The sequence below is a fragment of the Moraxella marmotae genome (assembly GCF_042219885.1).
Classification (GTDB): domain Bacteria; phylum Pseudomonadota; class Gammaproteobacteria; order Pseudomonadales; family Moraxellaceae; genus Moraxella; species Moraxella marmotae.
Map to the genome: position 1 here is coordinate 729304 of NZ_JBHJHR010000002.1, position 15463 is coordinate 744766.

A 15463-nucleotide genomic window follows, 5' to 3' on the forward strand; every position below is an offset into this window, starting at 1 on the left:
CAAATTGGTAAATCGATAAATTGGTAAATTAACAATTTGAAAAATCGCCCACCAAAATCCGACCAAAACCGCACAAATGCCAAGATTGGTAAAGATTTTTTGGGTTTTGGCTTGATAAATGCAACAAAGAACACCATATTGAGCAATATTTTGACTGATTTTAATTGTAAATTTATTGTAAATTGTATTGAGTTTTGGATATGAGCAAAGATTTTTATGAGATTTTGGGCGTGAGTCGCTCTGCCGACGAAAAAGAAATTAAAAAGGCATTTCGCAAAATTGCGATGAAATACCACCCTGACCGCAACCCAGACAATCCAGAAGCCGAAGAAAAACTCAAAGAAGCCACCAAAGCCTACGAGACTCTAAGCGACGCCGACAAGCGTGCCACCTACGACCGTGTGGGGCATGCCGCCTACGAGCAAGGCATGGGTGCTGGCGGCTTTGGCGGTGGTGGTTTTGGTGGTGGCAGTAGTGGCTTTAATGACATCTTTGGTGATATTTTTGGCCAAGCGTTTGGCGGTGGTTTTGGTGGTGGCAGCTCACGCCGTCAAGCTCGCCAAGGGGCAAACTTACTGTACAACATCACCTTGACACTCGAAGAAGCGGTCAAAGGCTGCAAAAAACAAATCACCTATCACACATCAACCACTTGCGGCACTTGCCATGGTAAAGGTGCGGTCAAAGACAGCGACATCGTCACTTGCTCGCACTGTCATGGTCAAGGTCAGGTGCGTATGCAGCAAGGGTTTTTTGTGATGCAGCAGACTTGCCCTGAGTGTCATGGCACTGGCAAACAAATCAAAAACCCTTGCCCAGATTGCCACGGCAACGGCAAAAAACAAGAGCAGCAAACTCTAGAAATCAGCATTCCTGCCGGTGTCGATGATGGCGACCGTGTGCGTCTGGCTGGCAAGGGCGAAGCTGGCGATCACGGTATGCCAAGCGGCGATCTGTATGTGGAAGTGCGTGTCAAGCCGCACGAGATTTTCACCCGAAACGGTGCTGATCTGCACATGGACGTCCCAGTATCGATGGTGTCAGCAGCACTGGGTGATGAAATCGAAATCCCAACTCTAGATGGCAAAATCAAAATCAAAATCGCCGAAGGTACGCAGTCAGGCAAACTTTTGCGTGTGCGTGGCAAAGGTGTTACCACCGTTCAAGGGCGAATGCTGGGTGATTTGATTTGTCGCATCATCGTGCAGACGCCAGTCAATCTCACCAGCGAGCAGCGTGATTTGCTCAGACAGCTACAAGGTACTTTGAGCAGCGACAATCAAGGCGAAGCCAAGAAAAAAGGCTTTTTTGACAAAATCAAAGACGATGTCAAAGATTTGTTTGATTGATCCTTTTTTGTTGTTTTTTATTTTAAATATAAAAAACCATCGCTTGTCGTGCAGGCGATGGTTTTTGGTTTTTGATTTGTGTTTGATTTGGCTAGATAAAAACGGCGAACTTGGTGTTTTTTACATTTTTAAATCACTCAATCGTCATTTGATAATTATTTGACAATTAAACAATTACACATCACGCATGGATTCGTAAATTTGCAATTGGCTTTTTTGGTGCAAGGACTTGCGTTGATAATAATACACACCGCCACCAACGACAAGCCACACCGCCAAAGCACACCACGCAGGCAAACTCAGCACCGCTGGCGAAAACGGCAACACCAACAACGCCAAAAACCCAAGGCTAACCACACAGCCCAACGCACCGATGATCGCTTGAGTGCGATTTGGCGACTGGAACACTTTGCCAGACAGTTTGCCTGTTTTGCCCAAGCGATACGCACAAAAACACGCATAAAAAAAGGTGATGGCGATGCCGACACTGGTCATGTCCACAACCCACAATAACGCCGCTCTGCCAAACCATGGACTGATCAGACACACTGCCATCACCGCATAAATCGCCACCGATGGCGTGCCGTGTTTTGGGTGCAGTCTGGCAAAAGTCGCTGGCAGCATCTTGGCTCGCCCCATGGTCAATAAAATCCGACTGGACGCCAAATAAAAGCCATTTAGCCCTGTCAGCACGCCCATGCTCACCGCCACAATCAAAATCACCAAGCCCGCTGTTCCCATGACATCACCAATGGCAGCCCCTGTTGCCCATGATTGACTGGCAAAATCCGCCAAATCCGTGCCAAAAGCAAACGCACTGGCAACCACCATCGCCAAATATAAGGCGGTGGCACTGACGACGCTGGCGATGAGCAATTTCATGATTTTTTTGGTCGAAAAATTAAACTCGCCTGCCATCTGTGGAATGCTATCAAAACCAATATACGCCCAAGGTGCAAATGCCACAATCGCCGCCACCGCCGACCAAAAAGCCGTGCCAGCAGGCGGCTGCCAAGGCAAAACACTGCCATATTGCACAAAATGAGTACCCGTCCCCAGCACAATCACACCCACTGCAAATAACATCAATAGCACCGCCAAAAACTGCACACGCCCCGAAAAAGCGGTATTTTTGACATTCAAATAAGCAAAAATCAACAAAAACAGCGATGAAGCCAGCACTTCAGGGGCATAAATCACCCAATCGGCGACCTGATATAGGGCAAATTGCTGCATCACATCTGGCATAATCAGCCGCAGCACCAACGCCACCGCAGACGCATTTAGGGCGACGATACCCATATAGCCAAGCATCAGCGACCAGCCAGCGATAAACCCATGCCGATGCCCCAATGCCAATAAAGCAAAAACCACCCCACCGCCAGTAACTGGCAGTTTGCAAGTGGCGTAGCCGTAGTTAATCGCCACCACGCCAATCAGCACTGTCGCTAGCATAAAACCCGCCACCACCGCCAAAAGCCCAGCCGACGACAGCCATTGATAAGGCAGCACAAACGCTCCCCAGCCCACCGCCGAACCCACTGCCATCGCATACACTGAGCTTAATTTTAGGCTGCGACTTAAGGTTGATTTTGACACAATTTATCCTTTTGTTCATGTAATGATCACTTTTAAAAATGCAAAAATTCATTGCGGATAACGGTTTTATCCGCAATGTCATCAGCTGGCAAAATGGCTGGCAGATGGGCGATTTAATTAATCAAATCAACCAAATTGACCAATTAAACCAAATGAACCAAAGCCGTCAATCAGTTGGCCTTGTAATACGGCTCATCGCCATTGACCGTGGCACGGTGCATGATGCGGTGAGCATCGCCATAGTCAAATAACGCCTTATGCTGGGTTGAGCGGTTGTCCCAAATCGCCACATCGCCTTCTTGCCATTGCCAGCGTAGGTGGAACTCTTCTTTGACGGCGTGCTGGGTCAAAAACGATAGCAGCTCTGCAGATTCGCTCTCGTCCAGTCCGTTAATCTTGGCGGTAAAGCCTTCGCTGACAAACAAAATCGGCTCGCCAGTCTCAGGGTGCGTGCGTACCACAGGGTGCGTGACTGGGGGATTTTTGGCGAATACTTCTTCGAGTCTGGCACGCTCTTCATCGCTATAACCAAACCGCTCCACAGGGAACGACAAGCGAATATCATGCTCGGCGGTCAGCGGCGTGATTTTGTCCTGAATGTCTTTATCCAGTGCCTTAAATGCCGCAATGCCGCTCGCCCACAGTGTATCGCCGCCATGTTCTGGGATTTTTACCGCACGCAGCACGCAGCCCATCGGTGGCGTTTTGCTAAAAGTTACATCGGTATGCCACAGCTCATTATCTCGCAAATCCAGCTTATGACTGTCCAGCACAATCACTTCTGGCACATCAGGCACAGTTGGGAAAATCGGGTGAATGTGCAAATCGCCAAAACTTCTGGCAAGGCGAACTTGTGCCTTAGAAGTCAAATCTTGATTGCGAAAAAAAATCACATGATGCTTTAGCAGTGCCTGCTTAATAAACGCCAACAACGCATCATCTACTTGATTCAAATCAATGCCATCAATCACCGCACCGATGGTCGGTTTGATGGGATTGATGGTCGGTTGGTTGCTTTGGCTGCTCATGGCTTGCTCCTAATAATATTAAGATTATCTTAAATAATTTTAAATGATATAAAACTTATCTGGCATGTCAATCTAAAATTTGGGCAAAATCATGCCACTTTTTGATACTGCTATATATTAAAGCGTTCACAGGTATATTGAAAAATCCATTTGTACCTTTTGATATGCGATTTTTTCATAATTTAACCTTTGCCAACGAGCAGGTTGGTGGATTTTGGTAAATTGTGGCAAATTTGTGGTGCATTTGTGGCAAATCTTGGTAAAAGGCACGCCATCACCAAGCACGCCCAAGCGTCAGCCATGGCGTAAAATGTTTTGATTCGGGCAAATTTTTGGGTATAATCTTGGTATCTGTTTTATTTGGCTTTTGGTGTTTGGATTATCCAAGCGACAAATTTATCATCATTATCAAAAGAGGATTTTATGGCAGCAATCAATATCGGCATCATGGGTGCATCAGGACGCATGGGGCGTATGCTCATCGAAGCCACCCTAAACAACCCCAATACCAACCTTGGCGGTGCGTATGTCCGCAGTATCTCAAGTTTAATCGGTGTGGACGCTGGCGAATTTATCGGCAGCAAAAAAGCAGGCGTGCTGCTCTCCACCCTAGACGCTGCCAAGATTGATGCGATGATTGATTTTAGCTTGCCTGAAGCACTCGATGAAGTGCTTGAGCAGTGCATCACGCACAAAATCCCACTGGTGATGGGCGTAACTGGTCTTAGTAGTGAACAAGAAGCCAAGCTGCACGATGCCGCCAAACACATCGCCATCGTCTATGCTGGCAACTACTCAACAGGGGTCAATCTGTCCCTAAATCTGCTACAAACCACTGCACGAGTACTGAGCTTGGACGCTGATGTTGAGATTATCGAGCATCATCACAAGCACAAGATTGACGCACCATCAGGCACGGCGATGATGATGGCAAAGGCTGTAGCAAATGCCCGTGGGCAGCAGCTGAATAATGTCGCCGTGCATGGCCGTGAAGGTGTCGCCAAGCGTCAAGCAGGCGATATTGGTATCCATGCGGTGCGTGGCGGCGAGATTGTCGGTGAGCATACGGTTGAATTTATCATGGACGGCGAGATTATCGAAATCACCCACAAAGCCCAAAGCCGTGCCACCTTTGCCACAGGGGCGGTGCGTGCTGCACTGTGGGCAGCCACACAGCCAGCAGGTCTTTACGATATGCAAGATGTGCTGGGGCTAAAGGGTTGAGTATTTTAAATCATCATTTAAAATATTGATAAAAATAAAACAAAGCCAAGATGGTTTTAAACTTATCTTGGCTTTTTGATTTTTAAATAAATTGGACAATGAATACAATCAATCTATCAAATTGGCGGCTGCGTTGTCATCATTGACCATCACTGCCCAATGAATGTTATAATGGTTGCAATATACAAAAACAATGAAAAAATAAATCCCAAGAACCTGTAAATCTGCCCATCGCTACTTTTTATTGACGAAAAAGATATAAAATCCTTCCCAAGAAAGTAATCCTTCATGGACGATGAAAACACATACAAACCCATTGATGCTATAACAAAGCCTTTCATATCAATATAGTATTTTTTACCAAAATCTACCGAGATCAGCACAGCAATCAATATATTTAATATCACCACCACAGTCCATAAAGACGCCTTCTTATTTTTCATTTTTGTCGATTTATCGCCCTAATTATCCGCAAAAAACGCCAGTGCCGTGCGTGCGACATAGCCTAAGTCAAATTGCCGTGCTTGATAATCATAATCCACAAAGCCGATATGACCACCAAAGCGTGTATCTAGCAAACAAACATCAGCCGACACATCGCCCGGCTCGGCTGTCACGCCCAAAAACGGATCGTCCTTGGCGGTGATGATGAGTGTCGGCTTGGCAATCTGTGCCAAATAAGGCAAGGCAGATGCTTGGCGGTAATAGTCGTTTTTTGAGCGGTAGCCGTGGCGTGGTGCGGTAAAGGCATTGTCAAAATCTGCCATGCGTTTGGCGGATTTTAGTGCTTGGATTTCATCGCTACTAAGCTGATTGTCCAAAGCTTTTTTGATGATTGGATTGAGCAAATACGGCGTATAGACATGGCGACCAAGCAGCCGCTCCATCGCTACCGATGCACTCGCCAAATCCACAGGTGCTGAGACGATGGCGGATTTTTGGGCGATGGCGTCCGTGCCACGCTCGCCCATGTATTTGGCAAGGGCATTGCCGCCCAGCGACACGCCCACGGCATAGATTGTGGTGAATTGTTTTTGTAGTATTTGTAAATTATGTGCCACTTCGGCAGTGTCGCCAGCATTATAAAACACCTTGCCAGACACCGCCACGCCGCCGCATGAGCGAAAATGCACCACCACAAAATGCCAACCACGATGGCTGACATGCTGTGCCAAAGTGCGAGCATAGTGGCTCTGGCTTGAGCCTTCCATACCATGAAACAGCACCACCACAGGCGTGGTGTATCTGCCATCGGCATCTTTATTGTCATCAGATAGCAGATAATCAAAGGCGACATCGCTTTGATCTAGCGAATCTTTGACCAGTTGTCGCTCATAATTGGGCGTGTATTTGATTAAAAATCTTGGCAAAATGGTTTGTAAATGTGGGTTTTTTAGCCAAATTGGTGGAGAAAAAGTTGATTGATTCATAATGACTGACAAAAACTTAAAAAGCTCTATTTTAGCATTATTTCAAAACTATTTTTTTAAAATAATACGCCACAAGATGATTTTGTATTTACAAATACCACACAGGCAACGCCACCAAATCTTTGTCCAACCACAGTCTGTCTGGATATTGATTGATAATAACACCAGTGCCAACACTAATTTCATTGTCTGGCAATTGCTCTTTTAGGGTATTAAAGTGTGCGGCGTGCTTTTTGGTAGGCTTGGCGGTCATTTTTATTTCCACAGGGTAGACGACACCATCTTCTTCGATGATGACATCAATCTCTTTTTGGTTAGTGTCTCGATAAAAATAAACAGGCGGCTCAATGCCCTGATTGTAGAAAGATTTTAAAATCTCTGCCACCACAAAACTTTCAAAAAATTGCCCATTTTTGGCACCATGTTGTAACACCTCTGGGGTCAGCCACTTGGTTAGGTATGCCATAAGTCCTGTGTCTAACATATAGATTTTTGGGGTTTTAATGGCTCTTTTTAGGTGATTGTGATGATAAGGTTTTAATAAATAAACAATGCCTGAAGTTTCCAAAATCGTAATCCAGCGTTTAACCGTATCCACAGACACGCCCACCTCTTGGGCAATGTTATTATAATTTAACAACTCACCACTTCGTGCAGCCACCGCTACCATAAAGCGAGTAAAGTCGTTTAAATCTCTGATATTGGCAATGTGGCGAACATCTCTTTGCAGATAAGTACTAACATAAGAAGCATAATAAATCTCCCAGTGTGTTTCTTGCTCATATAATCTTGGCATTTGTCCTTTGTGAATCATCTGCCACAGCGTATCTTGTCTGCCTTGCCCATCTTGCATCGCCATGGCAGACTCATATGCCTTTAAATAATCTTGTGTTGGCACAAACCCATCAAAAAACTCCACGCCCCGAATTTCACGGTAAGACAAACCCAACAGTCTTAAAACTGCCACACGCCCTGCCAGACTTTCATTAACATGCGTCATCAGACTGAATGCTTGAGAGCCTGACAATAAAAACAGACCATTTTGCTTTTTTTGATCAATGTGCAGTTTTAACACCGAAAACAGCTTGGGAGCATATTGTACTTCATCTAAAACCAGACGCCCTGCATGATTCATCATAAAAAGCATGGGGTCATTTTGGGCTTGATCTAAACGCATTGGGTCGTCAAAGGTGACATAGTCATACTTTTCATCTTGCTGACTGGCGGTGTGCTGTAACAAAGTGGACTTACCCACCTGTCTTGCCCCTGTGACCATAACCGCAGGGAACTGAGCAATGAGCTTTGTTAAAATGTAATGTAAGTGGCGTGGAATGTACATAAGCGTTAAATCTAGTTTAATTTAAGATTATATCGTAAATTAAACTAGATTTAAAGTCAATTGGCTTCACAAACCAATTTGCATATGATTATCAATGACAGCACCATTGGTATGGTATGTAAAAACACTATCATTTAAGTTATTTTTTAAACAGTAGTATTTTTACAAGATTTTGATAAAATTGACCCTAGAAAAATCAATGTTTTTCACAACAAAAAACACTACTGTTGAAGCACCTCAATAAAACACACTACTTCGCTACAAAGCTACTAAACACAGGCTGAATTAATGTATCAGATTGTTTTAAATCTTCAACAAAGCGATCTTCAAACATCAGTCGGACAACCAAATCTTGAAATACCAAGATTTTCATTGCAATGCGATGATAAATTTTTAAATCATCAATTTGCTCAATAAGGCGATATTTATCAATGCTTAAGATGGCATGATCTGAAAAATCATCTGCGTACTCAACTTTTTTATCCAAATCAATCCAATCGTGAGCGAAATGCCAATAATGCAAAATACACTGATTCATCAAATAGGCACAATAATGCTCTAAATTTTTATTATCATAGCGACTGTACGCACGCACAAACAGCGACTTACTCGGGGGCAAATCATAATCTTCGGGGTGATAGAAAATTTCAAATTCTTCTGCTTCACCTGAGCTTAAATCTGATGAAATGTCTGGTTGGGGAATGTGTGCAAAAATCCAATGCTGACTGATTTTAAAATGCCAACGCTGCGATTCAACAATTTTAATTTCATCAAGATAGCTGTCGTCCATTGGTGGTATCTCTGCTTGCATATAGCGATCACTCACCAGATGAAAAGTTGGTCTGTCATACAACTCCAAATAAGGGCTTTGCTCAGGAATGTCAATAACTCGCTCAAGGGCATTTTCTTTATCAACATCTTGAAAAAACCGCCAGCCATTAATGTCAAACACACGATCGGCACGCCAAAAGGCAAAAGGGTGAATTGCATTGGCAACTTGCTTACGGATTTTATTGGTGCGTTCTGGCTGCTCAAACACTTCTTGGATATTCTCGGTGAGCTGAATATACACATGATGTTCGGAAATTTGTTTGACATAATAAGCAGGACAATTTAGCAAATTTTGCAAGCCAAACAATGCTACATACGGCTTACCAAAAACAACTCCCCAAGGCATCTCAGGAAAGTAATATTTTAGCTCATGTGTGACAGGGTGAATGCTTGGTAGCTCTCTCATGTTTTCTGGGATTTGCTGACTTTTATTCATATCAATAACCGCCAAGTCGGCATCAAAAGCTACGCAGGTATGTGTAACATAATCAATAATTTGTTGCTGCGGGACTTGTGTATATTCGCAACACAGATATTCGGTTGAGTGGGTTTTGCCAGCATAAGAAGGGCTAAAGTCGCCTTTGGCACGCATCTTTTTGGTGCGTTGCCAATACAATGTGTCAGCAGCACCGCCCAAATGGCGTGGAATTAATATGTCCTTATTAAGCTCAAATACGGTATTTGGATTGCCAAAGCCAAATTTTTCAGGATAAAGTTGGGGCATCGTCTCGCAAAAATGGCGTACACGAACCATGAATAATTCAGGATCTCGCAACATTTCTTTGGTGTAAATCGTGGCGTAGATTGGGGTTTTTATTTTAATCATGCGTTTCCTTAACCATCAAATGCACGATAAAATACCCCGCCGTGTCCGCCAGTGGCAGCCCTTGCCCATGCAGCACAATCTTGGCAGGATAGCTGCCTTTGGGCGGAATGGCAAGCCGTAGCGAGAGTGGCTCTGGCAAGGTGATGCTCGTGCCGTTTTTTGCCTGCGTTTGACTTAAATTGACCGTATAATGGACATCGCTGCCGATGATTTGTACAGACGGCGTACTGATTTTGATTTGGATACGCACTGGCACGCCAGCACACTGCACGCTGATGATTTCGCCATCGCCAAGACCTTTGGGCAAGGTGGCTTGATAGCTGACACCAGCCACCACAATCGCCACCTGACCGCCTTGATAAGCGGTGCTTAGGCTGATTTGGCAAATGGCATCGGCTGCAGGCTTTGTCGCTGCGTCCGCCATCTTATGCCAGATATTTTGCAGATGCCGCACCACTTTGGCTGCTTGATTGGCTGCCTTGGCGGTGGCAAAGTGCCTGTGCGTGCCAAACGGCTCGATTTTACCAAACTGCCGAGCAACAGACGCCACGACAGTAGCCAGCTGCGTCCGCTTGTCATCAAGCCAACGCTGCTGGCGTCGCTTGCGTAATTGACGGTCATAATCGGCACGAGCATCATTATCTTTGAGCGTGGCATATGCCAAATTCAGCCGCCTGACCATCTCATCATTAGCATCGCCGCCGTGCCTATCAGGGTGGTGATGGGCGATTTTTTGGCGGTAGGCACGCTTGATGGTGGCAATATCGGCATCATCGGCAACGCCAAGCAGTTGATAATAATCGCTCATAAGCACTCATACCAAGCCACTTTCGGCAGTCTCAAGCTCGTCCATCGCCATCAATAAGCTGTCTTCTAGCTCGTCAATCTGCATCTTTAATGTGCTTTGGGTGTTCAGCTTATCGAGCAGCACCGCTTTATTGGCATCGTCATAAAGGGCAGTGTCTGATAAGGCGTCTTCGATGGCGGCAAGTTTATCGGTGAGCTGACTTAGCTGCTGCTCCAGCGTGCTGATGCGTTTTCTTAGTGGTGCGGTCTGCTCACGGATTTGGGCATTTTTTTTGCGGCGTTCTTCTTTGCTTAATTGAGCGATAGGCTCTGATGACTCATTGGGCGTGGCTTTGTCGACGTGCTTATTTGACAGATTTGCCAAATTTGCCTTGTCCGACTTATCCGCCTTATGCTGCGTTTGGCGATTTTGACGCACCTGCTTGAGATGCTCGGCATAATCACGCATATCGCCAGCAAATTCTTCGGCACGACCATCAGCAACCAAAAGCAGCTCATCGCACACCGATAAAATCAAATCACGATCGTGCGACACCAAAATCAACGCCCCAGCAAAGTCTTGCAGTGCCAGCATTAACGCATTTCGCATTTGTAAATCTAGGTGGTTGGTCGGCTCGTCAAGCACCAGCACATTGGGACGCTGCCACACCAACAATGCCAGCATCAATCTGGCTCGCTCACCGCCTGAGAACAGACGGCTGGGCGTATCGATTCGCTCACCACGAAAATCAAAACTGCCCAAAAACGCTCGCAAATCAGCGTCCGATGTCTGCTTGGCAATGCGTCTTAGCATCACCATCGGCGTGGCATCGTCATCTAGGCTGTCCATCTGATGCTGATTAAAATAGCCCAATTTGAGCGTCTCAGACAGCTTGTGCGTGCCACTAATAAGCGGCAACTCACCGACCAGCGCCTTGATCAGTGTGGATTTGCCAGCACCATTTGCCCCTAGGATACCCAGTCGTTTGCTTGGGGTGATTTGTAAATTGACTCGATGAATCATCGGCTGACCGTCATAGCCGATGGTGGCATTATCTAGGCTAATAAGCGGCGATGCCATATGCGATGGCTCATAAAAGCGAAAACTAAACGCACTGTCTGCCATCACAGGCGACAGCTCGGCCATGCGATCTAGCTGCTTGATGCGGCTTTGGGCTTGTTTTGCCTTGGTTGCTTTGGCACGAAAACGGCGGATATAATCTTCTAAGTGAGCCTTAACCGCTTGTTGTTTTTGGTAGGCTTGCTGCTCTTGTGCCAGTCTTTGGGCTCGTGTCTGCACAAACTGGCTATAATTGCCCGTGTATAGGGTGATTTTGCCCTGCTCAATGTGCAAAATATGCCCACACACCGTATCCATAAACGCCTGATCGTGGCTGACCAATAAAATCAACCCATCAAACTTTGCCAACCATTCTTCTAGCCACAATATCGCATCTAAATCCAAATGGTTGGTCGGCTCATCAAGCAGTAAAATCTCGGCTCGGTGCATCAAAGTGCGTGCCAGATTGAGCCGCATTCGCCAGCCGCCCGAAAACTGCTTGACCAATTTGTCAAATTCCATCTCGGCAAAGCCCAGCCCTGCCAAAATCGTCGCCGCTTTTGCCTTGGTGCGATAACCGTCAATCTCATCAAACCGCTGATAAATCGGAGCAATCTGCGACTCGCTCAAAGTGTCCTGCTGGCTGATTTGCTCGTTTAATTGCCACCACTCATCATCACCAGACAGCACATAATCCATCGCACTCATCTGCACCGCTTGCACTTCTTGTGCCATGTGTGCAATCTGCCAAGTCTCAGGCAGACTGATATTACCCATATCCGTGCCATGCTCGCCCAAAATGGTGGCAAACAGCGTGGATTTGCCCGTGCCGTTATTGCCTGTCAAGCCGATTTTTTGCCCTTTGTGCAGTTGCAAATTGACATCGCTAAATAGCAAGCGACCTTCTCGGCGTACCGCTACATTTTTAAACTCAATCATCTTTTGTGTGTTTATTTGCCAAAATTTGCCCTATTTTAGCATATTTTGATCTACAAATTTGATCCATAAAATAAGCTGCCACCACGCGCCTGCCCAATGCCCAAATCACCACCAATCGCCAAACTTACCCAATCAAAAAAACTTTCAGCAAACCGATTTCGCCAACGATAAACAGCTCATATTCCAATGACGCACAGATAATTACCAAAAAGCACTTATTTTCATACGCCAAACCTTGTATAATGAACAATCGAACTTATTTAGATAAAAACATTAAATCAACAAATCACATCACATTAACGCATTGATAAAATTACAGGTTATTATGAATACTGGACTCATTCTTACTGATAGTGCCGCTGCTAAACTCGCCAAACTCAAAGCCGCCGAAGGTAATGATGCTTTGATGCTGCGTGTCTATGTGACAGGTGGTGGCTGCTCAGGCTTTAGCTATGGCTTTGATTTTGCTGAAGAATTGGGCGATGATGACGCCACTTTTGATAACGGTCAAGAGATTTTGGTGGTCGATTCGCTAAGCTATCAATATCTGGTCGGCTCAACCATCGACTACACCGAAGGACTCGAAGGCTCACGCTTTACCGTAACCAACCCAAATGCCACCACCACTTGCGGCTGCGGCTCGTCATTTTCGATTTGATGACAATTTGGCGGTTTGACATCGGCGGTTTTTTCACATTTGCCAGACAATTAAGACGATAAATTAATATCGGCAACTGGCATCTGGATTGACACAATCACTGACACCATCGCCGTGGAACGGACACGCTTATTGTTATCATCAGTTGAATAGACCAATTGGCTGGCATAAGCTTTTACCCATTTACCAAAAATAATTTCACCAAGCAAGTATCCATCATGACACAACAGACATTTACATTGCCCACATGGTTTGCACCGCATTTGGTTGCAGGTATGCAGCGTGGCATCGAAAAAGAAGGCCTAAGAATGCAGCCAGACGGCTATTCTGCCAAGACTTTTCACCCTGCCAAACTCGGCTCAAAACTCACCCACCCATACATCACCACCGATTATTCAGAAAACCTGCTGGAGCTGATTACCGAACCTAAGCCGTCCATCAAGCAGGCGTTGGATATGCTCAGGGATTTGCATGTGTTGGTGCATCGCTCGCTTGAAAATGATGAGCTGATTTGGCCTTTGTCCATGCCGTGCATGACTTCAGACACTGATGGCGACATTCCGCTGGCGGATTATGGTTCGTCTAACGCTGGACGACTAAAAACCTTGTACCGCTCGGGCCTAGGCGTGCGTTATGGGCGTAAAATGCAGACCATCGCAGGGCTGCACTATAATTTGTCCATCGGCGATGATTTGTTTGGTGCATGGTTTGAAGCAAGCGGCACAGGCAGCCTAAGCGACTTTAAAAATGAAAAATATCTGGCACTCATACGCAACTTTAAGCGACTAACACCCCTAGTGCTGTATCTGCTCGGTGCTAGCCCTGCGGTGTGTGGCACATTTATCAGTGGCCGTGAGCATAATTTGGTGCCGCTGGGCAAAACTTGCAGCTATCATCAGCCCAATGGCACCAGCCTACGCATGGGCAAACTTGGCTACACCAACAGCGTCCAAGAAGATTTGGACATTCGTTATAACCATTTGGACGAGTATGTCCGTGGGCTACAAGCGGCCATCGGTACGCCATTTGCCGATTTTGCTGCCATTGGTGTCGATGACGACAAGGGCAATCCGATTCAGATTAATAGCCACATTTTACAAATCGAAAACGAGTATTACAGCCCAATCCGCCCAAAACAAACCACCAAAGCTGGCGAGACGCCAACCGCGGCACTGGCGGCACGGGGTATTGCTTATGTGGAATTTCGTGCCATTGACTTAGATCCGTATTCAGACATCGGTATCAAAATCTCAACTGCTTGCTTTTTGGAAGTTTTGGCATTGTATTGCCTACTTACCGATTCGCCATATCTGATGCCAGACGAAGAAAAACGCCTAAACGAAAATATCGACACTGTGGTCAATCACGGCAGACAAGCAGGCATCAGTATCCGCACCGAGCATGGCGAACAAAACTTACACGACTGGATTGTCCATCATCTGACCCAGATGCAGGTTATCGCCGATGCCTTTGATGCTCATCACGGCGGCAACGACTACCGCACGGCACTGGCGATGATGCAGGGCAAGGCCACCAATCCTGACTTTACTCTATCAGCACAAATCATCGCTGATTCATATCGTGTGGGCGGCACTTGGTCGTTGGGTAAATTACTTGCCCAAAAGCACCAAACCGAGCTGTTAGGCCACGCTCTAAGTCATGAAGATGAAGCCAAATTTGACGCCATCGCCTTGGCATCTGTCGAAGAGCAAGCACGGCTTGAAGCCAGTGATGATGTGGATTTTTATGACTATGTGCAGGCGTATCGCTAGGCTTGGCGTGTTTTTTTAGATAATGTTTTAAAGAAAATTTTTAGATAAAATATTAATAAATTTTATCGTTGGGCAATGATCCAACCAAATTGACATTGAGTTTTTTATGAGCAAACTGACCTACCGAACGCTCAACTGGCTGCTGACTTTGATTATGATTGTCGCCAGTATTTTTGCCATCGGCTATCTACAAAATCATCTACTGCTTGATCCTTGTCCGTTGTGCATTTTTCAACGCATTGGGCTGTGGATTATGGGGCTGTTTGCCCTGATTGCTGCACTGATTAATCCCAAAAACACAGCCGTCCGCCTGCTGCTGTGGCTGTGTGGCATGGCTGGCACGCTGTGGGGCATGGGCGTCGCTGCACGCCATACTTGGATTCATTATGTGCCATCTGCCGAGCCGCCTGCTTGTGGGCCGGGCTTGGAATACTGGGTGCAGACCATGCCGATGGGCGATGTGCTGACCACAGTATTGACCGCCAACGGCGACTGTGCGATGATTGATTGGACTTTATTTGGCTTGTCCATTCCAGCACAGACATTGATTTTATTTGTGGTGATTTTTGTCATCCAATTGTTCGTTTTACAAAAAATTCGACAAAAGCACGCTTAATTTTTT

Annotated in this window: 12 protein-coding genes; 5 read left to right on the top strand and 7 right to left on the bottom strand. The window is 45.9% G+C overall.

All coding sequences use genetic code 11. The features are described 5' to 3' along the window. Window positions 1-200: 200 nt before the first annotated feature. On the top strand, window positions 201-1349 hold the full coding sequence (gene dnaJ / locus ACFBZI_RS03510) for a molecular chaperone DnaJ (protein WP_375715053.1): 1149 nt from the start codon (window positions 201-203) through the stop codon (window positions 1347-1349). Between the two features lie 174 nt (window positions 1350-1523). On the opposite strand, the gene ACFBZI_RS03515 is transcribed toward dnaJ, so the two are convergent. Together ACFBZI_RS03515 and tauD are read right to left on the bottom strand one after the other, a co-directional pair. Further along, window positions 1524-2948 carry an APC family permease gene (locus tag ACFBZI_RS03515; RefSeq protein WP_375715054.1) on the bottom strand — a complete coding sequence of 475 codons (1425 nt, stop codon included), beginning with the start codon at window positions 2946-2948 and terminating at the stop codon, window positions 1524-1526. A 170-nt stretch (window positions 2949-3118) separates the two neighbouring features. Further along, complete coding sequence (gene tauD, locus ACFBZI_RS03520; protein WP_375715055.1) at window positions 3119-3976, bottom strand: taurine dioxygenase; 858 nt, start codon at window positions 3974-3976, stop codon at window positions 3119-3121. Between the two features lie 423 nt (window positions 3977-4399). On the opposite strand from tauD, the gene dapB reads away from it, so the two are divergent. Continuing rightward, window positions 4400-5200, top strand: a complete 801-nt coding sequence (dapB, locus tag ACFBZI_RS03525) for a 4-hydroxy-tetrahydrodipicolinate reductase (protein WP_375715056.1) — start codon at window positions 4400-4402, stop codon at window positions 5198-5200. Window positions 5201-5661: 461 nt separating this feature from the next. On the opposite strand, the gene ACFBZI_RS03530 is transcribed toward dapB, so the two are convergent. The 5 genes from ACFBZI_RS03530 to ACFBZI_RS03550 all read right to left on the bottom strand — a co-directional run bounded on the left by ACFBZI_RS03530 (window position 5662) and on the right by ACFBZI_RS03550 (window position 12411). Further along, entirely contained in the window at window positions 5662-6630 is a 969-nt protein-coding gene (locus ACFBZI_RS03530) for a YheT family hydrolase (protein ID WP_375715057.1), read from the bottom strand. A gap of 88 nt (window positions 6631-6718) precedes the next feature. After that, window positions 6719-7969 carry an ATP-binding protein gene (locus ACFBZI_RS03535; protein WP_375715058.1) on the bottom strand — a complete coding sequence of 417 codons (1251 nt, stop codon included), beginning with the start codon at window positions 7967-7969 and terminating at the stop codon, window positions 6719-6721. 250 nt (window positions 7970-8219) lie between these two features. Then, the gene (locus tag ACFBZI_RS03540) at window positions 8220-9626 is read right to left on the bottom strand and encodes a hypothetical protein (RefSeq protein WP_375715059.1); all 1407 of its coding nucleotides are present in this window, start codon (window positions 9624-9626) and stop codon (window positions 8220-8222) included. After that, window positions 9619-10434, bottom strand: a complete 816-nt coding sequence (locus tag ACFBZI_RS03545; protein WP_375715060.1) for a J domain-containing protein — start codon at window positions 10432-10434, stop codon at window positions 9619-9621. Before ACFBZI_RS03545 ends, ACFBZI_RS03540 begins: the two co-directional genes overlap by 8 nt. Window positions 10435-10440: 6 nt before the next feature. Further along, entirely contained in the window at window positions 10441-12411 is a 1971-nt protein-coding gene (locus tag ACFBZI_RS03550) for an ABC-F family ATP-binding cassette domain-containing protein (protein ID WP_375715061.1), read from the bottom strand. A 325-nt stretch (window positions 12412-12736) separates the two neighbouring features. On the opposite strand from ACFBZI_RS03550, the gene erpA reads away from it, so the two are divergent. The 3 genes from erpA to ACFBZI_RS03565 all read left to right on the top strand — a co-directional run bounded on the left by erpA (window position 12737) and on the right by ACFBZI_RS03565 (window position 15457). Then, a complete protein-coding gene (gene erpA / locus ACFBZI_RS03555; RefSeq protein ID WP_375715062.1) occupies window positions 12737-13069 on the top strand; it encodes an iron-sulfur cluster insertion protein ErpA in 333 nt (110 codons plus the stop codon). 218 nt (window positions 13070-13287) lie between these two features. Beyond that, entirely contained in the window at window positions 13288-14841 is a 1554-nt protein-coding gene (gene gshA, locus ACFBZI_RS03560) for a glutamate--cysteine ligase (RefSeq protein WP_375715063.1), read from the top strand. Between the two features lie 106 nt (window positions 14842-14947). Next, window positions 14948-15457, top strand: coding sequence for a disulfide bond formation protein B (locus ACFBZI_RS03565; protein WP_375715064.1), 510 nt, complete (start codon window positions 14948-14950; stop codon window positions 15455-15457). Window positions 15458-15463 lie beyond the last annotated feature (6 nt).

What these genes read in the sequence shown, in the direction of transcription:
- dnaJ (WP_375715053.1), top strand. Translation starts at nt 201, where the DNA reads ATGAGCAAAGATTTTTATGAGATTTTGGGCGTGAGTCGCTCTGCCGAC.
- ACFBZI_RS03530 (WP_375715057.1), bottom strand. Translation starts at nt 6,630, where the DNA reads ATGAATCAATCAACTTTTTCTCCACCAATTTGGCTAAAAAACCCACAT.
- dapB (WP_375715056.1), top strand. Translation starts at nt 4,400, where the DNA reads ATGGCAGCAATCAATATCGGCATCATGGGTGCATCAGGACGCATGGGG.
- ACFBZI_RS03535 (WP_375715058.1), bottom strand. Translation starts at nt 7,969, where the DNA reads ATGTACATTCCACGCCACTTACATTACATTTTAACAAAGCTCATTGCT.
- ACFBZI_RS03545 (WP_375715060.1), bottom strand. Translation starts at nt 10,434, where the DNA reads ATGAGCGATTATTATCAACTGCTTGGCGTTGCCGATGATGCCGATATT.
- gshA (WP_375715063.1), top strand. Translation starts at nt 13,288, where the DNA reads ATGACACAACAGACATTTACATTGCCCACATGGTTTGCACCGCATTTG.
- tauD (WP_375715055.1), bottom strand. Translation starts at nt 3,976, where the DNA reads ATGAGCAGCCAAAGCAACCAACCGACCATCAATCCCATCAAACCGACC.
- ACFBZI_RS03540 (WP_375715059.1), bottom strand. Translation starts at nt 9,626, where the DNA reads ATGATTAAAATAAAAACCCCAATCTACGCCACGATTTACACCAAAGAA.
- erpA (WP_375715062.1), top strand. Translation starts at nt 12,737, where the DNA reads ATGAATACTGGACTCATTCTTACTGATAGTGCCGCTGCTAAACTCGCC.
- ACFBZI_RS03550 (WP_375715061.1), bottom strand. Translation starts at nt 12,411, where the DNA reads ATGATTGAGTTTAAAAATGTAGCGGTACGCCGAGAAGGTCGCTTGCTA.
- ACFBZI_RS03565 (WP_375715064.1), top strand. Translation starts at nt 14,948, where the DNA reads ATGAGCAAACTGACCTACCGAACGCTCAACTGGCTGCTGACTTTGATT.